This is a genomic window from Bradyrhizobium sp. sBnM-33 (assembly GCF_032917945.1).
GTDB lineage: Bacteria > Pseudomonadota > Alphaproteobacteria > Rhizobiales > Xanthobacteraceae > Bradyrhizobium.
In genome coordinates this window covers 2,149,873-2,170,750 of the sequence record NZ_CP136624.1, presented here as the reverse complement: position 1 = coordinate 2,170,750, position 20,878 = coordinate 2,149,873, and the positions used below count along the sequence as shown (strand labels likewise).

Genomic DNA, 20,878 nt, shown 5'->3' with positions numbered 1-20,878 from the left:
TTGGCCATAATCTGGAGCGGTCCAAAGAACGGTCAGCACGACATCGCCTCGGACACCGCCGCGAGTAGCAGGCTGCCTGCAGTCATGCCGGCGCGGGCCTGATCGATGGCGCAACAACTGCGCGTCCTGCAGTCGCTCTGGGCGATGGAGCGGCGGCTGGCCGATACTCCGGAATGGCCGCTGCAGACCCAGCTCGCGATGATCCGCGATGCCGGATTTGATGGCGCTGGCGTGCGCTTCGTCGATCCCGTCCTCGCGACCGAGGCGGCAGGATTCCTGAAGTCGCATGGCATGATCTGGCAGGCGCAGTGCTATCCGAAGACTGTCGATGAATTAAAGCCCGTGCTCGAGCTAGTGGCGCGGCTCGGTGCCGATCATGTCAACCTGCAGCCGGATGTTCGTCCGCAGCGGCTGGAGGCCTGCATTCCCCTGCTTGAAGGCTGGCGGCGACTGGCGGAACAGGCCGGTGTCGCCGTGCACGTCGAGACCCATCGCGACCGCATGACGACCGATCTGTTCTTCACGCTCCAGCTTCTCGATTGCTTTCCGGATCTACGGCTGACGGCTGATCTCTCGCATTATTTGGTCGGCCGAGAATTCGCCTGGCCAGTCGATGACGCCAACCACGCGCTGATCCACCGCATTCTCGACAATGCTTGGGGCATTCATGGCCGGATCGGAAGTCGCGAGCAGGTGCAGGTCTCGCTTGGCTTTCCGCAGCACAAGGGCTGGGTTTCCTTGTTCATGGCTTGGTGGGAGTACGGCATGCGCTCCTGGAAGAGGCGCGCCGCGCCGGACGCGACTCTGACCTTCCTCTGTGAACTGGGTCCGCCACCTTACGCCATCACGGGTCCGGACGGCAAAGAGCTTTCCGATCGTTGGCAGGATGCGCTGGTCATGAAAAACATAATCCGGGTCTTGTGGGACCGGATCGCTAAAGAGCCGTGAGCCCGGCCGGCGCCACGATCTGTGTGCTGCCTGCAAAGCTGCAAACAAGCGCCCAATTGGGGCGGCCTCCCTGCCCGCTGTAGAAGCGTGCCCGAAAGGCAATAAACAGCCTGGTTCCTGACCGGAAACGTTGCTATCGAACATTCCCGTTGTTGGGTTGCGGCTTGCCTCCGGTCGCCGGGGCTGGTTGACTGATCTTAAATGCGACGGCCGACCTAGATTGTGAGCGGCCTTTCATTTTCGTTCTGCGTCGCAGGAGGCGCGCAGTGTTGACGGCGTGATGCTTTCCCGCCTGGTCGAGTTGGCCGTTTCGGCGCTGCGTACCTTGGTTTCGACCACCCCCTGCATGACATTTACGCGAACGCCACTAGCGGTTCCGATCCTGCGCGACCTCAACTCGGCCCAAAGCGCCCGCAGCTTTGGCCCGAGACTCTAACCATTTTCCGCTTCATCATCGCGTCGCCCTTGCGGGAAACATCTGCATGGACCGTCCGGACCAAGGATTGTCGTCACAGACCGATAGGCTGATCGTCGTACAGCTTTTGTCAGGAGGTCCGACGATTTGAGCGCTATAAAATTGCGTTCGCCGAACGGCATCGCGCGAAATTTGAGCTACGACTTGCAGACACTCCGCGTTGCAGTGCGGTCGCTGCTGAACAGCGGACCCGAGCGGGGCCGGCGACGGGTTTCGACGTTGCGCACCAGCCAGACGGCGAGCGCGTCGCCTTCGGGAGATATGAACGAGAAACCGCGCACAGCGTTGTTCTAAGCCAGCCGAGATGTTCTTCACCCCCGCCTGCAGAGCTCGATGCTAAACCAATAAAGATTTCATATTAACCGCCGGATCTGCAAGCGCTTCCGCCTTGGGAGCAAGCCGTCTGCCGATCATCATCTCGGCGAAACGTATTTCCTTGGCGATCGAGCCCAGGCAACCGAAGCCGCATGCTGCGACCAGGCGTCCGTCGGCGGCCAGGTAGAAGAAGAGCTGGCCCTTCGGGCCAAGGCTCCTGGCTACCGGGACATACTCTTCACGACAGAGACCGGCGATTTGGAGCGTCTCGTCGTATTGATCCGACCAGAACCAGGGCACGTTCTCGTAGGGGCGGTTCGCGCCCAGCATGTTGGCTGCGGCCGCCGCACCCTGTTGCCGCGCGTTGCGCCACGCCTCCAGCCTGATCCGCTCGCCGTAGAGGGGATGCGGGAACGAACAGCAGTCGCCTGCCGCGAAGACGTGCGGATCCGAGGTAGTCAGCGTCTCGTCCAGCACGATGCCGTTGTCGACGGCCAATCCAGCCGCTTGCGCGAGTTCGACGTTTGGCACGGCGCCGACGCCAACGAGCACCAAATCGGCGAGGTGCGTGCGGCCGTCTGCCAGCACGACTTTAGCGCGTCTTTCATTCGCTTCTATACCCTCGACAATGGCGCCGGTCTCGATGCACACGCCCGCACGCTCGTGCTTAGCCCTGATGAGTTCGGCAATGGGCGCCGGGACTGCCCGCGTCAGCAGCCGCGGGCCAACCTCGACCACAGTCACCGAAGCGCCTCTCGACACGGCACTCGCGGCAACTTCGAGCCCGATGAAGCCGCCGCCAATGACGACCAGCTCGCAGCCGCGTCTAACGATCCGGCTGATCGCCAACGCATCCGCATACGTGCGCAGCGTCGCGATTCTGCTCCCTGGCGCGACCGAAACGCTCAGCTTTCGAGGCCGGGCGCCCGTGGTCAGCAGCAGTCGTTCGTAGATCAGCTGTGCCCCATCCGAAAGTGTGACGGTGTGTGCCGCGCGATCTATCCGCTCGACGTTCCGTCCTTCGAGATAATCGATTGCAAACTCTGCGAGGCGCTTCGGAGTGACGAGAAGCTTGGGTCCAGGATTCATCTCCTCGATCAGGATCGACTTAGATAGCGGCGGTCGCTCGTATGGCAACATAGCTTCGTTGCCGATCAGGATGACTGGGCCTCGCCAGCCACCCTCGCGCAGGGCAATCGCTCCGGCCGTTCCGGCCTCGCCCGCTCCCACGATAACCATTGCGGGTTCGTTGCTCAAGCGACCGAACCATGTTCGAGAGCTTGCGCCTCAAAGCACATGGCCCTAGCGCGCGCAATCAGGGCGACACGCGCGACATCGATACACGACATGCTAATGAGGACGAATCCCGCTTCCTTGATCGTCGTCAGGTAAGGTCCGATGGGCGCTCGATGCCGTCTAGAAGGCGCTGTTCCACCGGCCAGAGTGACCGCAGTACAATTAGGCGTTGCTTCGACACGACGCTGTTTCACCGCTGGCTCACTTAGATCTTGATAAAGATAATGTTCCCCTCGACCCTGGCTTCGTAGCTGCGCAGGTCGACACATGCAGGCAGCGCCCGTGCCTCGCCGGTCTGGTAATCGAAAGTCCCGAAGTGCTTAGGGCATTCGATGATATGGCCATCGACGATGCCGTCTGCGAGATGGACCTTCTCGTGGGAGCAGTGGCCGTCTATCGCAAAGTAGTCACCTTCCGGCGAGCGAATAATCACGAATGTGCGCCCTCCGTGGTCGAAGCGAAGTGCCTCTTCGGGCTGTAACGCATCGAGGGCGCAAGCCGCCACCCACTCTCCTACGATAGTCAATGAATCTTCCTCTGATTTAGGTTACCTATCGCCGACGGTCGACGGGTGCGGCACAATTCTACGGCCACTCCTGGCGTTGCCGACGGAAGAACGCCAACCGCCCGCGTGCGTTCAGCGCACACGGAACGGAAGCGCATGTACCACCCGACCTTATAACAATCAATGCGAGACAGCGGGCGAGCACTTCCTCGCTTTCAACCGCTTGTACATGGCCTCGTCGGCCTCCGGCGAACCGTCGTGCGCCGTGCCACACCACTCGTCCAACGGAACCAACCGGTCGCCATAGTTCACCTCGAAGTACTTGTGGTGCAGGTAATGATTGTAGCCGTCAGTATCGATGAACTTCTCCTCGTCGGTCACGATCCGGTCGAAGCCGAGATGGCCCCGCGCCGGTACCAGCGCCTGAACCATAAGCCAGAACATTGCGTGCAGCGGGTGCGAGGGCACGACGAAATAGATCAGAAACCCGGAGAAGTAGATGATGTGCTCAAAAGTATGCATCGACAGGCCAGACCAGGGGCCCGGATTAACGTTCTTGTGATGCACCTTGTGGATGATGTGGTAGAGCGGCCTGATATGGATCAGGCGGTGGATTAAATAGAAATGCAACGACGCCCACATCGGTACGAGCAGCAATAGCGCGATGAAATAGACCGGATGTTGTTGAAGATCGAGATAAGATATGTACCCATTGGCAAACATCCACCAGGCGAACACCTCATAGACCGTCCACACGGGGACGCCGCTACACATCGTCAAGAACACATTCTCGGCGGTCTGGCTTCCGAACATGAACGCCGAATTGTCCGGGTCGGGCCATTTAGCATTGTATTTGAAGTCAGTCTGTTGACGTCGCTGGATGTAGAGCAGGGTATGGAAGCCGCCATAGACCAGAACTGCCAGCGCTGCATTGCGCAGGAAGATGAGCGACACCCAGCCGGCGCCGAACTCCCGCATCGTTTCCAGAGACGGTGTTAGGTATGTCCAGGAAACGAACGAGATCGCGAACAAGCCTGCTGTCCAGGGCCACAGATACCCAGGATATCCGAACAGCCAAACCAGAATTTTTTTCGGCTGAACGGGCCAGAGGAAGACCGGCGCACGCGTAGGCCGCTTGTTGGGCGTCCAGCTCCCCCGTTTGTCACGGGTACCATATAGGGTGTCGTCCACCTGGCTCTCCAATGCCTTGCGGCAGCCTTATAGGCGCGCGGATGACACCAAACAGATCATGAATCTCAACCTGAATTCATGCAAATAAACCGTGTCGTCGATTAAGTTCTGCGTTTGAAGGCCTTTCCTCGACGGATTCCAGTTGACAGGGCCTGCCAGCACTCGCCCGCGGCGCCCGCAGCGCGGCTCGTCTGCAGCCTAGCCCGCATTTCTCACGGGGCCGATTGATTTGCGACGGGCATTGGTGGGTCGGCGCGAAGGCGACGAGGACCGTGGCGCCGAAGGCGCTGGCGGCGAGATGGTTTTGTGTATCTCCGTTGGCCTTGTTGATGATGCCGCGGATTTGGCGCGTGGCGGCGGCGCGTGTCAGGCCGGCGAGCCGCGGGCCTTGGCGGCTTCGGCCAGGCGGCGAGCGGCGCGGCCCCATTGTTCGGCGGCTGGGCAGGCCGAGGCCATGGCAATTTTGATGCGGCGGCAGGAGATGCGCACCAGTGCCCCGATTTTCAGGAGCTTGAGGCGGATGGTGCCGCAGGTGGCGTCGGCAAAGGCGGTGTCGGCAAGGCCGATGCGCCGCAGCGCACAGATCAGCACATAGGCCATCGCGGCGAACCACAGCCGCAGTTGGTTGGCGCGCATGGTCTGAGCCGATGTGCGGTCGGCGTAGAGGTCGAGCTGGCATTCCTTGATGCGGTTCTCCATGTCGCCGCGCGCGCAGTAAATGTCCTCGTAAAGAGTGCGGGCGCCGGCCTCGGCCCGCTTGAGCGAGGTGACGACGAAGCGCGGATTGGCCTCGCCGTGCGTCCACTCCGCCTTGGCGACGACGCGGCGCTCCTGGCTCCAGCTATCGAGCGTCGTCCACTGGAAGTCCTTGAAGCGGCGCGCCGGGCGGCCGGTCTTCTCGGCCGCGGCTCTCGCCGCGGCAAGCTCCTCTTCGATCATGGCGACCAGGCGCGTGTTGCGGGCGAGCCCGAACAGGTAATCCACGCGGTTGTCCTCGCACCACGCCATCAGCGCCTCGCGCGCAAAGCCACTGTCGGCTCGCAGCAGGATGCGCACGAACGGCCAGCGGGCACGGATTTGCCGAACGATCCGCGCAACCTCATCCACGCTGCCCGCACTGGCATCGATGTCGGAGGGGCGCAGCTTGGCCGCCAACAGATGCCGGCCGCAGAACACGTACAGCGGCAGATAGCAGTAGCAGTCGTAGTAGCCGTGGAAGAAGCGCCCCTCCTGATGCCCGTGCAGCGGATCGTCGGTGGCGTCGAGATCGAGGACGATCTGCGCCGGCGGCCGCTGGTGCGCCTCCAGGAACAGCGTCACCGGCAGCGCCTCGATTGCCGCCGCGTCATAGGCGATCTTGTGATAGCGCGAAGGCTCCTTCCAGCCGGTTGAGCGTCGACTTGCCGGCCACCGGCGCGCAGTCTTCACGCCGGGCCGCAAGCTTGCCCGAAAGCACCGCCATCAGCGGATCATGCCGCAACTCGTCGTGATCGTTGAGGTCTTCGTAGCCAAGCGCGATGCCAAAGACCCGCTGTCCGACGAGCGTCCCGATCGCATGCTCGATCAGATCCTGCCGGCGATGATCGCGAAAGCAATTTGCAAAGCGCCCCACCAGATCGATCGCCCGATCGGTCGCGCCTAGAAGCAGCGCGCCGGCATCCGACGTCACCAGTCCAGCATCAAAGGCCGCTTCCACGATGCGGCCTTCCACTCTTCCAAAATCAAACCGCTCTGCGCTACACTCCGTCGGCATCGGGGCGCTCCTCGAATCATCGCAAAGTACTTCTCGCAAAAGAACTTTCGCTGATTCGGCGCCCCGATGCGCCTAACTCTGTGAGAAATGCGCGCTAGCCAGACGCCGCTCGACAAAACGTCGCGGCCACTTGCCTACGGTCTGTCCAGACTTGGCCGCCACTTCCTTGTCTGACCACCTTCCGCGCAGGTCGCACGATCGGGCTCTCAGAGCGAGCGCCTGCGCCGTCTTCCGCCGCATCGTCAGCGACTTCAGTTCGGCTCGCTTCATCGCTCATTGTCAGGGGAGCAAGGTACGGTTCCGACGAACACCGTCTTCTGACAGGCGATGCGGGTCGAGGTGTTGGACGGGTTGGAGCGGCGGCGGCGCTGGTCGCAGGACGACAGGGCTCGGATCGTCGAGGAAACGCTGGTACCGGGCGCCAAGGTGACAGATGTTGCGCGCCGCAACTGTGTCGCGGCCAGCGTCGTGTTCACCTGGCGCCGCCAGGCCCGGACAGTCGAGAAGGTCGGGCCATGTTTTACGCCGGTGCAGATCACCGCGGCGGTGGAACCGAGCGCGGAAGATGCGATGCCGCTGTCCAAGGATGACCGACGGTTGCGACCCGTGCGGCGGCCCGGAACGGACTGGAGATCGACCTCGTCTCGGTTACATCCTAGCTGATCTTGTGCGGGACGCCGCCGCAGCACGGGCATGGCGATGATGGCGACGGATAGACCAATCCATCTTTTCTGAAGCGCTACAGAAAATGCCTCCAGTGAGTTGCAGGATGAGCGATCATGTTCGCCGCTACCGGCCGCCGGACGATGCTTACGATGGTTTACTGCGAATCTACTTCAATCTTTGCGGGAATTTCGCGCAATCACGCAGCCAAACGCAGTGGGGGGCACATATGGTGATCTAGACTGCAATTCTTGGGTGCCTGAACCAAATTGTGGAATCTTGCTCCAACAGGGGCTTAGAGCCTCGGCGAACACACGGAGGCTTGAATCTAATGAAAGTCCTGTGCTTGTGGCACGCAAGCGACGATGAAATCAAGTTCGTTAAGGGTCAGCTGCCGACAGGTACGAAAGTGGTGGCACCTCGCGGAAAGTACTTCTCCCGATTTGAATGCACCTATGAGGACATCGAGCGCGACGCGGTGGACGCTGACGCATTCATTGGCTGGACGGTGCCCGAGGGAATCTTTGAGATCGCAGAAGATCTCAAGATTTTGAGCTGGCTTCATGCTGGATGCGATGACCTCCCTCTTCCCTTGCTGAAGCAGAAAGGTGTCATAGTAGCGAATGATCGCGGAGCGAACGCGATTGCAGTTGCCGAGCAGGCGATCATGTTCATGTTTGCTCTCGCAAAAAAGACCGTATTCAAAAATCAGGTATTCCAGGAAGGACGTCGACTGTTCCCAGTTTGGGCGGATGAGTACCGCTCAGCGATCGTTGAAGGCAGGACTCTCGGGATCATCGGCCTTGGAGAGATCGGAAGCCGCATTGCAAAGAAGGCCAAAGGGCTCGACATGCATGTTCTCGGTATTCGCCGGAACAAAGGCAAGCCTGTAGGACATGTGGACGAGATATACGGCATGGAGGAACTGCACTCATTCCTCGGCAAGTGTGACTACGTCGTCCTCGCGACGCCAAGCACGAAGGAAACTAATCAGTTCTTTGGAAGGGCGGAACTGGAGGCCATGAAGCCCTCAGCCTTTTCTGATCAATACTGCTCGTGGGGCCCTAACCCAAGAAAAACCGCTCTACGAGGCGCTTACATCCGGCCGTCTGCGTGGCTACGCTGCGGATGTGTGGTGGCGTTACCGGTCCCTGACAGCTTTTCCGGGCGGCAATGGCCCGCGGTTTGACTTTCACACGCTGCCGAACGTGATCGGCTCCAACGACCAGGCTTCGGATGCGGATGATGTCCTTGAGAGGCATCTTGAGCAGGGCACTCGGACCCTGGTCGAGTTCGCAGCCGGCGAGCAGATCACCTGCGCTATCAACCTCGACCTTGGCTATTGATCTAACAAATAGATACACCTTACGACCGTGAAGAACGGTGCGCCAAGCAGCTGAAAAGGGCGCGGAGTGGTGAAGTGTCGATTCGCAAGAACGCGAGAGTTGAGCCTCGCTTTCCTGCGTTTGGCATCGGCATCCCTCTCGCTGCCGGCCCCGAAACGTATGAGGTGATCGATCGTTGATTAAACCAATGACATATCGCAACCAACCTAGATAACGCCTCGTGAGTTGATGGTCCTCCGGCCGACGCTCCAATCGCGAGGACCAGTTCGCGGTCAGGTTGGACTGGAGATTGGCCGTCGTTGCATTAACCCGTCTATGACTGAAAACCCAGACGCGAAACCTTCCTGATTCACGCCAAATGCATAAGCTGCGACCTTCAATTCGGAAGCATCAGTTCGGGTTCAAGGAGTGCAGTCATAGAGCCGCGGCATCATCGGAAAGAAGAGTGCCTCAGCGCATATGAACCGGTTGGCCATCCCCGTTGCAACTCCAATTCGCAGGCTAACCTCTATAGCTGACATCCACTGAACGCGCGCCATAACCCCACAACTTGCGATCTTCAGAACGACCCCAGGTTGCGATTAGAACGATGGCGGCGAACACGCGCTAACGACTTCGCATGGCTCCGCTCCGATGCACCTGAATCTATGCGGTCGAAGGCTGGAGAAATAATACGCATCGCCAGGACCTAATACACGGCGCTGATCGTCAACAGTGACCTCGAGGCGCCCAGTGATGATAATTCCGCCTTCTTCGCCGGCGTGAATGAGCTTGACCTTTCCTGTATCGGATCCTGGTGTGTATGTTTCCTTTAGAATCTGGACTGAACGGCCAACCGTATTATTTCCGATCTGAAGGTAGGAAATTCCACCTTTGCCGATTTCAGTCAGGTCTTCGTTCCTGAAGAAGATTTGCTCCCGGCCCTCCTCTGTCAGCGAAAAGAAATCCGCCAGGCTGATCGGAATGGCATCCAGAATGCGCTTCAGCGCCCCGACAGATGGATTTGTCTGTCCGGATTCAATCAAGGATATGGTCGAGTTCACCACACCGGCTCTCTTTGCGAGCGCGCGTTGAGAGAGCCGATTGCGTTGCCTGATCTGACGCAGGCGAGCACCGATTTTTTCGTTGACGCCGTCAGTCATCGTTCCAGGCGGCCGGGTACAAGCGACGGCCTCGTAATTAGCCATTCAGCAGCCGGTCGAAGTCACGGCCGCATTCATTAACATTGAGCACGAGTCCCTCAAACTTCCGCGACTGGGCTCGCACCACTGCAGGAGGGATGGCTGCAGCATACAAAAAAACTGGCGATGCATGTCTCCTCCTGTCTCATCTTCTTGGTTCTATTTCGCGCCGTCGCCATGAGGCGGTGGTTGCAACAGCTTGCGCCACAGCAGTGCCAGTCAGTTGCGGGTCAACATGCGACAGGAACGGTCAGGTGTTGCGGATGCCGCGCAGCCGCTCCGAACGCCGGCGCAGCAGCTCGACCGTGGTTAGCATGATAATTGAGATCAGGGTCAGCACAGTCGCGGCGGCCATGATCGTCGGACTGATCTGCTCGCGGATGCCGGAGAACATAACTCTCGGCAAGGTACGCTGTTCGGCGCTGGCGACGAAAAGGGCGATCACCACCTCGTCGAAGGAGGTGCCGAAGGCGAATAGCGCACCGGAGATCATGCCCGGCAGGATCAGGGGCAGAGTGATTTTGAAGAAGACGGTGATGGGTGGCGCACCTAGCCCGGCGGCCGCGCGAGTCAGTGAGTGGTCGAAATTCAGGAGGGTCGCGGTTACGGTAATGACGACGAAAGGCGTGGCCAGCGTGGTGTGTGCCAGGACCAGTCCGGTATAGGTGTTCAGCAGTCCGACATCGGCATAGAAGAAATACACGGCCACCGCGGTAATCACGGCCGGAACGATAATGGGCGAGATCAGCAGGCTCATTACGGTTGTGCGCCAGGGAAAGTTTGGCCGGCTGAGCCCGAGTGCGGCAAGCGTGCCCAGCAAGGTGGACAGCAGCGTGACTGACGCCGCGACAAACATCGAATTGTGCAGCGCGCCCTGCCAACGGTCGGTCAGGAAGAACTCCTCATACCAGCGCAGCGACAGCCCCGGCATTGGATAGGTGAAAAACGGCACGGAATTGAACGACAGCGGGAAGATCACGAGGATCGGCGCAATCAGGAACAGCAGGACTGACCCGCAGATCAGACGGTGCAGGTAGTACCAGCCCCTCTCCAGTGGAGAAGCATAGGCGGAAGCGGCCATCGTTCTTACCCCATCTTGATCCGGTCGGCGCCGACCAACTTGTTGAAGACATAGTAGAGCAGCAGGGTCGCAGTGAGCAGGATGGCGCCAAGGGCGGAGGCCATGCCCCAGTTGAGCTCCTCGTTCGTATAGTGGGCGACGAAATAGCTGACCATCTGGTCCGTCGGGCCCCCGACAAGTGCGGGGGTGATGTAGTAGCCGAGGCACAGGATGAAGGTCAGCAGGCAGCCGGCGGCAATGCCTGGCAGCGTCTGGGGAAAGTAGACCTTCCAGAAGGCGTAGAACGGCCCTGCGCCGAGCGAGCGGGCGGCGCGGACATAACTGGGCGAGATCGTCTTCATCACGCTGTAGATTGGCAGAAGCGTGAAGGGCAGCTGGATATGGGTCATGGCCACGACTGTCCCGAACCGGTTGAAGATAAGCTCGGCCGGCTGAGATATGATATGCAGCATCATCAATAGCTCGTTTATGAGGCCATGCTGCTGCAGGAGCACGACCCAGGCGGTGGTGCGCACCAGCAGCGAGGTCCAGAACGGCAGCACGACCATGATCATCAGCAGATTGCTGGATCTGGCCGGCAAAGTCGCCAGAAGATAGGCAACCGGGAAACCCAGAAGGAGGGTGACGGCGGTCACGCTGATGCTGATACCAAGTGTGAGCAGAAAGATGTTGCGGAAGATCGCGTTCTCTGGCGGCGAGGTGACGATCTGGCTGTCGGGGCCGTACTGCAAATCGACGGAGCGCAGGAGGTAGTAGGCCGTGTAGGCCGAGTTTCCACGCTTCAGCAAACTCCAAACGTCGTGCTGTCCCCAGAGCTGGTTGATGTCGATCAACGCCGCCTTGTAGGGGCCGGTGGAAAGCGCGCTCGCCTTGCGAGCGCTCGCCGTTACTTGGCTGCGGGCGCCGGGCAACTCATAGTTCATCCGCTTGCCGATCTCGGCCGCAGTCTTCTGAGACCAGGATAGTTTCAGGTCAGCCGCCAGCGCGGCAAAGACGCTCTCGTCGGGTAGGTCCTTGCCATCCCATCCCCTGAGCTCCGCCATCGTGCGTGGCATCAACCTCAGAAGTGTATCATCGTGAACAGCGTTGAATATCATCCGACCGATCGGCAGGGCGAAGGCGATCAGGATGAAGAGCAGGAGCGGCAGAACAAGGGTGAGAGCCTTCAGCTTGCGCCAGCGCTCGACCCGCTGCAGCTTGATCCGCAGCGGCACGCCATCGGCAGTGCCGGCGATTTGGGCAGCCATCGTCGCCATTGATTCCTCTCTCATCCGTCCGTTCGAGGCGGCAAGGAGAACGGAAGTCCTCCTCGCCGTTCCTTGCTTGGTGTTACTTCGCGAGCCAGGCGGTGAAGCGCTGATTCAATTCGTCGGCGTGGTCGCCCCAGAAGACGGGGTCGATTAGCAGGGCATTGCCCATATGCTCGGGTGCAGTGGGAAGGTGCGGCAACATCGCCGGATCGACAAGTGCGGTCGCGTCCATGTTGGCGGGCCCGTAGGAGATGTAACGGGTCTCGTCGGCTTGTGCCGAGGGTGAGCCAGCGAATGCGACGAACTTGTAGGCGGTGTCCAGGCGCGGACCGCCCTTGGGAATCACCCAGGCATTCATCCCCAGCTCCTGGGCATCCCACATGATCTCGAAGTGCTTGCCGGAGTTCTTGATCGCATCATAAATCCGGCCATTCCAGGCCGAGGTCATCACGACCTGACCGTCGGCGAGAAGCTGCGGCGCCTGGGCGCCAGTCTCCCACCAGATGACGTCCTTCTTGATCGTCTCGAGCTTCTTGAAGGCGCGATCGACGCCCTTGGGTGTGCGGAGAATGGTGTAGACGTCCCTGAAGGCCACGCCGTCAGCGATCAGCGCCCATTCAAGATTTCCGAAGGGCCTCTTGTACAGCCCACGCTTGCCCGGGAATTTCTGTGTGTCGAACAGATCGGCGATAGTCTTTGGGCCGTTCGGCAGCTTGTCCCTGTCGTATGCGAGGACCGTCGCATAGATGTTATCGGGTACTCCGCAGTCGAACTTGTCCGCGCCCAAGAACCTGGCCCGGTCGAGGCCCAGCCTATTCCAGTCGATTGTCTCAAGAACGCCCTCGGCGCACAACCGTACGACTGCATTCGCGTCGGCGGAGACAACGTCCCAGCTCACGCTCTTGGACTCGACCATGGCCCGAATCTTCGCCAGTTCGCCAGTGTATTCCCCCTCAGTGACCTTCACGCCGGCGTGCTTCGCGAAAGGCTCAAAGAAAGCCTTACGCTGGGCCATCTGAGCAGCCCCGCCCCAGGAGGTGATCGTGAGCTGATCGCCCGCAAAGGCGGGTTTCGTCGGTGCAAGCGCCCCTGCTGCCAGCACGGTCACGGCCAGAACGTCCGTGATCATCAATGACTTCCTCATCGCCTACTCTCTCCTGCTATGCCATCCCCAGGATGGAGACGGCCAAGACCCGCCCAGCCCGCTCGCGGCGGAGCCGCGGTTCATGGTCACGGCACGTCGAGCGCCCGACAATCTTCCGTTTTCCAGCCGATCGTGATCAGCGCACCGGGCTCAACCTGCGCAACGCCTTCCGAATTTGACAGCTTGACGACGAAGTCATCATGGCCAGCAACAGAGGCCCGGATCCGCACATGGTCGCCCAGGTAGATCAGCTCCGTAACCAGCGCGCTCAGGACGTTGGGCAGCGACCCCGGCAGCGGATTCAGCTTCACTCGCTCGGGCCGCAACGATAGTACGGTTGGCCGGCCGACCCCTTCGACATTGATCGGCAGCGCCTGCACGTCGCCCACGCCCGGAATCTCAACCTTGCAAGTCGCGCCGTTCATCGCTACGACCTTGCCGTTCAGCTGGTTGTTCTCGCCAATGAACTGGGCGACAAAAGCGTTCTGCGGTCGCTCGTACAGTTCAGCGGGCGCAGCGAGCTGCTGGATGACCCCGTCGTTAAACACCGCTATGCGGTCCGACATGGTCAGCGCTTCGCTCTGGTCATGCGTCACATAGATAACGGTGACGCCAAGATCCTCGTGAATATGCTTGATCTCCAGCTGCATCTGCTCGCGGAGCTGCTTATCCAGCGCGCCGAGCGGCTCGTCCATCAACACGAGCTTGGGATCGAAGACGAGCGCGCGGGCGAGCGCGACGCGCTGCTGTTGGCCCCCGGACAGCTGACCGGGCCGTCGCTTGGCGTAGGCGCCGAGCCGGACCATGTCGAGCGCCCGTTTGATCCTGGCCTCGGCCTCCGATTTGCCGAGCTTTCGGACCTTGAGCGGGAAGGCGAGATTCTCCTCCACGGTCATATGCGGAAAAAGTGCGTAGTTCTGGAACACCATGCCGATGTCGCGCTTGTGCGGGGGCATGTTTTCGATCGAGCGCCCCTCCAGAAGAATCCAACCCTGGGTGGGCACCTCGAAGCCGGCGAGCATCATGAGGGTTGTCGTCTTGCCGGAGCCAGACGGCCCCAGCATTGTCAGGAACTCACCCCGAGCGATGTCCATGTTGAGATTCTTAACGACCAGCGTCTCGCCGTCGTAAGTCTTCTGGACTTCGGAAAACTTCACAAATGCATTGAACGTGCCTGGCATTACCCCTCTCCCCGGTCCCGGCGCTCTCCAGCTGCCGCGGCGCCGGCGACCACCAGACCCCGATGTTCTTCTTGACGGATTGCGGTTTTTCGAGCGTCCGGTTGAGCTCGGCTCATTGTCCCTCCCACTTGCATTTTTGCGACCTTGCGGTCGGTTTTTTCTTTCATCCAAATACTATGGGCTCCCGGCGCTGAAATTCTTTGATTTGGCGGCTCCACTAGCCGAAATTATGCGCTAGCTACTGCAATGCGAGTGTTTTGTGTTATCCGGGAACTGGGTGGGCGCGAGCAAGGCACGCGGCCTTTCAGCTTTGAAATGAACAAGCCGGCGACTGAGGCTGGCTACGTTCCGATCACGGTGGGGCCGCCGATCTCGACGTATCGGCTGTCGCGCAAAAAGGAGTGCGATGCCGCCGGCTACTGCTGGTGGTATGCGCAGCAAACCATGCTCGCGCAGTGCAATGCCACCTTGGCGCCCACGATGCCGAGTAGGAGCTGCTCTCCCTGCTCGACGAGATCAGGATAGACGGCGGCGCAGCGCGTCAACAACGAAGCCCGCGGCCGACAGCGCCGTCGCATTCTCGCCTTAGCGCGCGACGACCTGGCCCCACCGGCAATCGGCCCTCTGCAAAGATGGCCGGAACGTTGACCCATGGATTCGCCATCAGGGTCCGTAGACGGTTGAACCGCGGGTCGCCGGTCGAGCCGAGGCCCTCTGGCGCTGCACTTGGCGCTGGGAAGGTCAGCAGAACATCGGGATTACAAAAGGCGTCGGCCGGCGCAGCGGGCATAGAGCGCGGCCGACAGCGCCTCGTCGTAAGCGGTTGGGAATACCGAGCGTTTCGTCCAGGTAGGCGCGAAGCTTTTGCGCGATCTCGTCACGATGCTCGCAGGCCAGCGCCCGATGCGCCTCGAAATCCATGATCACCAATTGATGCGCCAGGCTTCTTCGACAAGATCTGGGCAGCTTCGGTGCTTGAGCAGACGTGCCGGCGCGCTTCACGGCCGCAATTGCGGTCTGCAGCCCCTCTTCGCTTCGGCGTCCAGCTTGGGAGCAAAATTCTAGGTGACGCTCCCGATGCGGAGCGATCTCTTAAGCATTGTGCGTCGCAAGCTCGGCCCGCGTAATCGCCGAGAGCGCAACACCGATGTCCTCGACGCCGGCCGCGAACAGGCCGGTGGTGTCGAGAGTCCTTGAATAGCATTTGACGCCGACCGTCGGCAGCAGCGCGCAAGACGGCTTCATCGCGGCAACGCCGCAGGTAGGCCGGACTATCGGGCCGCCGCCTGCGTACAAGCCGGCAGGGGAATCATGCCGGCCGCCACGGCCGTCGGCGAGCCCGCGGAGGCATATGATGACTTCCTTCGCTGGGTCCCGGATGGCGATGTCGGCCTCGGCGCAGACCGCTATCGTGCCCTCGCGCGGCAAATGCTAAAAAACCGGGGCGGAATGTTGGCGTGAGCGCCTGGCGCAGAACCGGTCGAACCAGCGTCCCGAGTTCGGAATCAACCGACACGACCCGGCATCTCGAGCAGGCTTCTGTCCAGTTCGTGGACATCCTTGCACCCGCTCAACGCCATGGCAATGTCAAGTTCGCGCCTCAGGAGCCCGATCATTCGGGTGGCGCCGGACATTCCGCCGACCGTGGTGCCGTATAGCAAACTTCGGCCGATCATGACGCCCTTGGCCCCGATTGCAAGGAGCTTGAGGATATCGCTGCCTCGCTGAACGCCGCTATCCGCAATTACGGTAATCTGCTTACCGACCGCGTCGACGATCTCCGCCAGCACCTCGATCGGAGCCGGGGCGCTGTCCAGGTTACGTCCGCCATGATTTGAGACGACGATGCCATCAGCACCCACCTTCGCCGCGAGGATCGCATCATCGGTGCGAAGGATGCCCTTCAAGATGAGGTTGCCCTGCCAGAGATCTCGCAGCCGACGCACGTTCTCCCAGGCAAGATCGGACTCATGGCGGATGCTACGAGCCGCGCCTCTCCCCAATATCGTGCTGCGATACGCGGCCGGATAGTTTGCGAACGACGGGACTTTGCCTGTCGCGAGATAGCGCGCAAAGACTCCGATCGCCCAGCGCGGATGGAGAGCCACATCGCTTATATTGCGTGCGGAATATCTGAATGGCATACCGAAGCCGTTGCGGGTGTTGAATTCCCGGTTAGCAGATATTGGCGTGTCAACCGTCAGCACCAATGTCCGCACGCCAATCTTCCATGCCCGTTCGATCAGGTCTCGCCAGAGCTCGTCCTTGTCCCAAAGATAAAGCTGAAACCAAATCGGAGCAGAACTCGCTGCTGCGATTTCTTCGACGGCAGTTATCGCTTCCATTGCTGCACAGAACGGCACCCCGCATGAGGCGGCGGCTTTGGCCAGCTCGATCTCTCCCCGGTACCGCACCAACCCGGCAAAGGCAGTTGGGGCGACGATGATTGGCACTTCGTGCGTTTGGCCGAAGAGCGATACGGCCTGACTGCGAACACCACCGCCCGTGAGCACCCGGGGCTTGATCCGCACCGCATCCAACGCACCACGATTCCGTTGGAGCGCATTCTCGTCCTCGCTACCCCTATCGATATACTCGAAGATGCCACGCGGCAGCCGACGCTTCGCGATCTGCCGGACTTCTGCATGGTTGAGGAAATCGTTCATATGATCCTGCTCCGAATCGAGTGCCTGTAATGCTGTCGATCACTGACGACCTGCGCTTGCGCATTAACTGGATCTTGGCGAGATGCAACACTGCCAGTATGTGCCGAGTCCAGACGCGGCCGCGATCATGGAATCAATCCGGGAGCGCATATCGCCCAATGGGGGTCTTACAAATGTGAAGGTGCCGGGCTGAGAGAAAGAAATGAACAGTACCTCGTCAAGAAGTGACGAATGCGAACAATCCACACATCGGCACGCCGCTTCAGAGCCACACCGCCCGCTGATCGCAAATCTGGCCGCGATTCTGATTTTTTTGGAAGCACCGCCCCTCATTTTGTATTCTCCTCGCTAGCTAGTTTCTGTCGCGAAACGCCTGTTTTTGTGTCGAGGCATGCCATTTCCGCAATAAAACCGGGGTGAACTGATGTCGGATGCCGGCATTTTCCGGGGCAATTGGACGCCGATTTTCGTCGCTATGTCATTAAGCGCCCATTGGGGCGGGTTCGGTTGCAAGATACACTGGCGGATATCTTTCCGCCGTAAACGAACTTGGGGGATGTTGTCAGGCGGCTTTTCGTCTGCGCGACGATCGTTCGGCCAACAGAGCTGCGATCTTCATCAGGTTGTTGGCGAGCACGGCGGCTGCGACCCACAGCTCGAAGCGCTCGCGACCTTCGGCGAGACAACGCTTCATGCCACGGCCGCGGAATAGCACCGAGATGCGCCCCTCGATGCCCGCGCGAAAGCGCTGGCCGTCCTTGAACTCCCGGCTCTTCTCATAGGCTTCGCGCTCGGGCGCTTTGATGCCGCCCCGTTTTGGGATGCAGACCACCTTGACGCCTTCCTGCTTGCACGACATCACGTTCTTCTCGCTGAAGAAGCCACGATCCGATCCATATAATTTGGGGACGTCGCCGAAGGTCTGTCTGTGGCGTTCCAGCGAGATGACCACATGCTGTTCGTCGACAGGATTGCGGTCCAGCACTTCATACTGCGTGATCAGGCCGCGCGCGCTTTCGGCGAGGAAGACCTTGTGGCCGAACTCGATCGGCGTCTGCACCTTGCCGCGCTTGATCAGGTCCGTGTGGGGCTCAAAAATCGAATAGAGCTTCTCGGCAGTCGGAACTTGCTCGCTATCGAGCACACGGCGGCGCGACTGCTTGACCACACGGGCTCCCAGGTCACAAAAGTGCTCAATCTCCTTGCGCATCTCGGCGATTGCCGGTTCGCTGATCATATCTGTGCCACGCGCTTTGCGGGTCTGCCGGAGCGCGGTTCGAGCGCTTTCGATAACCTCCTCGGCGATACCGATGAGTTCGCGGTATCGCCCGGTCTGCTGCTGCTGGCGCTGCCTTGAGGTCATCCGCTGAATCTCTTGCATCCGACGCCGCGCCGATCGCGTCCGATCCCGAAAACTCTTGATACGCCGGCGTCCCAGCGCCGCGGCAAGGCGGCCGATCAGGCGCGTCACGACGCGAACAACATCCCACAACAGCGTGTTGTCGGTCGGATGGTGAATGTCGGTCTGCACCACCGTGGTGTCGACACGCAGCTTTTGGCCGTCCTCCAGACCGAGCCCGACTGCCGCCTGCACCACCAGATCATTGATCGCCTTGAGCGTCGCGGGCGTCAGCCGATTGAAGCCACGGTTGAATGCGTCATGTCGAGGCACAGGCAGACAATAGAAGTCGGTGAACTGGCGCAGTGTGCATCCGTCGGCAATCCGCTCGCGCAATTCGCCATAGTTCCAGTTCTTGACGCGCATCAGAACCAGCGAGCGCAACACCTGTTGTGGCGTCAGGCCGTTGCGACCGGTCTCGGCCTTCTTCAAACCCCGCGTCAGATCGCGGCGGACCTGCTCGATCATGTCCTTCTGGTCGTCCAGAAAATCGGAAATGGTCTGCAGCACCGGCTCAAGACACAGGCCCTGACGTACCAGCTCAAAATCGGCAAAACTGACCTGCCGCTCCGCTGTCCGGGACACGCTCAGCCCTCATCGCTCTTTTTGGCTTCGGCGCGCTCTCGCTTCAACGCTTTGATGTATCGCGGCGCCGCCTGGTGCAACAGATCCTGCAGAGCGCGCCCGTTGTCCAGGCTACGCTGAACCTCCGGCACAAGCTCTTCCGGCACGTAGACGGCAACGCGACGCTCATTCGCGCGACCGTAGAGCACATAACTTTGATGCTGTTCGCCAGACCGGCACGCCGGGCAATTCTTGCGGATGCACCGGCTACGACGCAGGCTCAGCGAGCCCAGAAGCGCAGGCCAAAGATTCGTCGATTCGCTTCGCAGCCAGAGCGCGACATCCGAAGGCGATTCCGAATCAACATGCTTCATATGTCAAATGTGATACTATGCACATGTGCGCCGCAAGAAAAAAACGTGCTCGAAAATCGCGAGATAAGCCCTTATTTTAAAGGGCGAAATGTCTTTCGCGACAGAAACTAGCTAGGAGCCTGTCTGAGTAGTGACTGGTCAAGAGGGTGCGAGTCTGATTCCTTGCGTGGCCATGAGCAAGGAATTTCGCCCCTGGAAGATCGACGAGGTCCAGCTTCTGCCGCCGAGCGTGCAGGACTATGTGCCGCAGGACCACGTTTCGCGTTTGATCGTGTCGCTGGTCAAGGAAAGCCTTGATCTATCGGCGATCCTAGGCAGCTACCGGAGCGGGCTGGGTCAGCCGCCGTTTGATCCGCGGATGATGACGGCGCTGCTTCTACACGGCTATGCGAGCGGCATCTACTCGTCGCGGCGGATCGCCAGGGCGACGGTGGAGCGGGCGGATTTCATGATGATCGTGGCCGGCGATGCGCCGGACTTCCGCACGATCTCGGAGTTCCGGCGGCGGCATCTTAAGGCGCTGGCCGACCTGTTCGTGCAGGTGTTGAAGCTGGCCGAGAAGGCCGGGTTGGTGAAGCTCGGGCACGTTGCGCTCGACGGCACCAAGATCAAGGCGAACGCGTCCAAGCACAAGGCGATGAGCTATGATCGCATGAAGAAGCGGGAAGCGGAGCTTGCAGCGGAGGTCGACCGCTGGCTCAAGGCCGCCGAGGCTGCCGATGCGCAGGAGGATAAGCTCTACGGCGACAAGCGCGGCGACGAGATGCCCGATTGGGTGGCCGACAAGCAGAAGCGGCTTGAGAAGATCCGCGAGGCCAAGGCCGCGCTGGAGGCCGAAGCCAAGGCCGCAGCCGAGGTGGAACGCAAGGCGCGGGCCGAGGAGCGTCGCGTCGCCGAAGGCGGCAAGAAGAGCGGCAAGACGCCGACGAAAACGGAGCCCGACGGCAAGGCACAACGCAATTTCACCGACCCGGAAAGCCGCATCCTGAAGACCAAGGACGGTTACATCCAGGGCTACAACGCCCAGGCCGCGGTCGATGGTGCCCATCAGATCATCGTGGCGCAGACGCTGACCAGTTCCTCCAGCGATCAGGCGCAACTGGCGCCGTTGCTCGACGGGATCAGGGCCAATCTGGGGACCAATCCCGACGAAGTATCGGCCGACGCCGGCTACTGCTCCGACGCCAATCTTCGCACGATCAAACGGCGGCGCATCGAGGGCTACATCGCCACCGGAAGGCAGAAGCACGGCACCAAGTCCGCCACCGCGGAAAAGCCTTCAAGAGCCGGCTCGCTGATCGCCAAGATGAGCACCAAGCTCAAGCGCGCCGGCTACCGAAGTCGCTACCGCTTGCGTAAGCAGATCGTCGAACCCGTGTTCGGACAGATCAAACAGGCAAGAGGGTTCAGGCAATTCCTGCTGCGCGGCATCGACAAAGTGAAGCCCGAATGGGCCCTGATTTGCACCGCTCACAACCTCGTCAAGCTGGCGAGGGCCGCATGAGCCGCTATCATTCGGATAAAACCGGCTTCCCGATGCTAACTG

Annotated in this window: 17 protein-coding genes and 2 pseudogenes; 5 read left to right on the top strand and 14 right to left on the bottom strand. The window is 60.4% G+C overall.

Going from position 1 to position 20,878, the window contains the following annotated elements:
- Positions 1–105: 105 nt before the first annotated feature.
- A complete protein-coding gene (locus RX328_RS10060; protein WP_213255866.1) occupies positions 106–948 on the top strand; it encodes a sugar phosphate isomerase/epimerase family protein in 843 nt (280 codons plus the stop codon).
- Between the two features lie 811 nt (positions 949–1,759).
- Here the strand turns inward: RX328_RS10060 and RX328_RS10055 are convergent.
- The 4 genes and pseudogenes from RX328_RS10055 to RX328_RS10040 form a co-directional block, all read right to left on the bottom strand.
- A complete protein-coding gene (locus tag RX328_RS10055) occupies positions 1,760–2,977 on the bottom strand; it encodes an NAD(P)/FAD-dependent oxidoreductase (RefSeq protein ID WP_213255868.1) in 1,218 nt (405 codons plus the stop codon).
- Between the two features lie 262 nt (positions 2,978–3,239).
- Positions 3,240–3,560 (bottom strand): Rieske 2Fe-2S domain-containing protein, encoded by a 321-nt coding sequence (locus RX328_RS10050; protein WP_249727118.1) that lies wholly within the window; start codon positions 3,558–3,560, stop codon positions 3,240–3,242.
- A 159-nt stretch (positions 3,561–3,719) separates the two neighbouring features.
- On the bottom strand, positions 3,720–4,730 hold the full coding sequence (locus tag RX328_RS10045) for a sterol desaturase family protein (RefSeq protein WP_213255870.1): 1,011 nt from the start codon (positions 4,728–4,730) through the stop codon (positions 3,720–3,722).
- A 366-nt stretch (positions 4,731–5,096) separates the two neighbouring features.
- A pseudogene (locus tag RX328_RS10040) lies at positions 5,097–6,483 on the bottom strand (IS1380 family transposase).
- A 339-nt stretch (positions 6,484–6,822) separates the two neighbouring features.
- Between RX328_RS10040 and tnpA the strand changes: the two are divergent.
- The 3 genes and pseudogenes from tnpA to RX328_RS10025 all read left to right on the top strand — a co-directional run bounded on the left by tnpA (position 6,823) and on the right by RX328_RS10025 (position 8,492).
- The gene (gene tnpA / locus RX328_RS10035; protein ID WP_213255877.1) at positions 6,823–7,146 is read left to right on the top strand and encodes an IS66-like element accessory protein TnpA; all 324 of its coding nucleotides are present in this window, start codon (positions 6,823–6,825) and stop codon (positions 7,144–7,146) included.
- Positions 7,147–7,477: 331 nt separating this feature from the next.
- Positions 7,478–8,125: pseudogene (locus RX328_RS10030) on the top strand (NAD(P)-dependent oxidoreductase); the annotation flags it as partial.
- A 61-nt stretch (positions 8,126–8,186) separates the two neighbouring features.
- Complete coding sequence (locus RX328_RS10025) at positions 8,187–8,492, top strand: NAD(P)-dependent oxidoreductase (protein WP_283772443.1); 306 nt, start codon at positions 8,187–8,189, stop codon at positions 8,490–8,492.
- Positions 8,493–9,073: 581 nt separating this feature from the next.
- On the opposite strand, the gene RX328_RS10020 is transcribed toward RX328_RS10025, so the two are convergent.
- From RX328_RS10020 to RX328_RS43410, 10 genes are all read right to left on the bottom strand, one after another.
- Positions 9,074–9,634 (bottom strand): cupin domain-containing protein, encoded by a 561-nt coding sequence (locus RX328_RS10020; protein ID WP_213255905.1) that lies wholly within the window; start codon positions 9,632–9,634, stop codon positions 9,074–9,076.
- 289 nt (positions 9,635–9,923) lie between these two features.
- A complete protein-coding gene (locus RX328_RS10015; RefSeq protein WP_213255879.1) occupies positions 9,924–10,754 on the bottom strand; it encodes an ABC transporter permease in 831 nt (276 codons plus the stop codon).
- Positions 10,755–10,759: 5 nt separating this feature from the next.
- Positions 10,760–12,010, bottom strand: a complete 1,251-nt coding sequence (locus RX328_RS10010) for an ABC transporter permease (RefSeq protein ID WP_213255881.1) — start codon at positions 12,008–12,010, stop codon at positions 10,760–10,762.
- A gap of 73 nt (positions 12,011–12,083) precedes the next feature.
- Positions 12,084–13,133, bottom strand: a complete 1,050-nt coding sequence (locus RX328_RS10005; RefSeq protein ID WP_213255883.1) for an ABC transporter substrate-binding protein — start codon at positions 13,131–13,133, stop codon at positions 12,084–12,086.
- A 101-nt stretch (positions 13,134–13,234) separates the two neighbouring features.
- A complete protein-coding gene (locus RX328_RS10000) occupies positions 13,235–14,329 on the bottom strand; it encodes an ABC transporter ATP-binding protein (protein ID WP_213255886.1) in 1,095 nt (364 codons plus the stop codon).
- Positions 14,330–15,070: 741 nt separating this feature from the next.
- Positions 15,071–15,259: a hypothetical protein gene (locus RX328_RS09995; RefSeq protein ID WP_213255888.1), complete on the bottom strand. Its 189-nt coding sequence runs from the start codon at positions 15,257–15,259 to the stop codon at positions 15,071–15,073.
- A 162-nt stretch (positions 15,260–15,421) separates the two neighbouring features.
- Positions 15,422–15,574: an amidase family protein gene (locus RX328_RS09990; protein ID WP_213255889.1), complete on the bottom strand. Its 153-nt coding sequence runs from the start codon at positions 15,572–15,574 to the stop codon at positions 15,422–15,424.
- A 260-nt stretch (positions 15,575–15,834) separates the two neighbouring features.
- The gene (locus RX328_RS09985; protein WP_213255891.1) at positions 15,835–16,995 is read right to left on the bottom strand and encodes an alpha-hydroxy acid oxidase; all 1,161 of its coding nucleotides are present in this window, start codon (positions 16,993–16,995) and stop codon (positions 15,835–15,837) included.
- Between the two features lie 562 nt (positions 16,996–17,557).
- Positions 17,558–18,979: an ISNCY family transposase gene (locus tag RX328_RS09980; protein ID WP_213255893.1), complete on the bottom strand. Its 1,422-nt coding sequence runs from the start codon at positions 18,977–18,979 to the stop codon at positions 17,558–17,560.
- 2 nt (positions 18,980–18,981) lie between these two features.
- Positions 18,982–19,332, bottom strand: coding sequence for a DUF6788 family protein (locus RX328_RS43410; RefSeq protein ID WP_213255895.1), 351 nt, complete (start codon positions 19,330–19,332; stop codon positions 18,982–18,984).
- Between the two features lie 172 nt (positions 19,333–19,504).
- On the opposite strand from RX328_RS43410, the gene RX328_RS09975 reads away from it, so the two are divergent.
- Positions 19,505–20,836, top strand: a complete 1,332-nt coding sequence (locus tag RX328_RS09975; RefSeq protein ID WP_317258670.1) for an IS1182 family transposase — start codon at positions 19,505–19,507, stop codon at positions 20,834–20,836.
- The last annotated feature ends 42 nt before the right edge of the window (positions 20,837–20,878 follow it).

Coding starts and splice junctions, on each gene's coding strand:
- RX328_RS10060 (WP_213255866.1), top strand. CDS start 106: ATGGCGCAACAACTGCGCGTCCTGCAGTCGCTCTGGGCGATGGAGCGG.
- RX328_RS10055 (WP_213255868.1), bottom strand. CDS start 2,977: ATGGTTATCGTGGGAGCGGGCGAGGCCGGAACGGCCGGAGCGATTGCC.
- RX328_RS10020 (WP_213255905.1), bottom strand. CDS start 9,634: ATGACTGACGGCGTCAACGAAAAAATCGGTGCTCGCCTGCGTCAGATC.
- RX328_RS10015 (WP_213255879.1), bottom strand. CDS start 10,754: ATGGCCGCTTCCGCCTATGCTTCTCCACTGGAGAGGGGCTGGTACTAC.
- RX328_RS10010 (WP_213255881.1), bottom strand. CDS start 12,010: ATGGCGACGATGGCTGCCCAAATCGCCGGCACTGCCGATGGCGTGCCG.
- RX328_RS10005 (WP_213255883.1), bottom strand. CDS start 13,133: ATGATCACGGACGTTCTGGCCGTGACCGTGCTGGCAGCAGGGGCGCTT.
- RX328_RS10000 (WP_213255886.1), bottom strand. CDS start 14,329: ATGCCAGGCACGTTCAATGCATTTGTGAAGTTTTCCGAAGTCCAGAAG.
- RX328_RS09990 (WP_213255889.1), bottom strand. CDS start 15,574: ATGAAGCCGTCTTGCGCGCTGCTGCCGACGGTCGGCGTCAAATGCTAT.
- RX328_RS09985 (WP_213255891.1), bottom strand. CDS start 16,995: ATGAACGATTTCCTCAACCATGCAGAAGTCCGGCAGATCGCGAAGCGT.
- RX328_RS43410 (WP_213255895.1), bottom strand. CDS start 19,332: ATGAAGCATGTTGATTCGGAATCGCCTTCGGATGTCGCGCTCTGGCTG.
- RX328_RS09975 (WP_317258670.1), top strand. CDS start 19,505: ATGAGCAAGGAATTTCGCCCCTGGAAGATCGACGAGGTCCAGCTTCTG.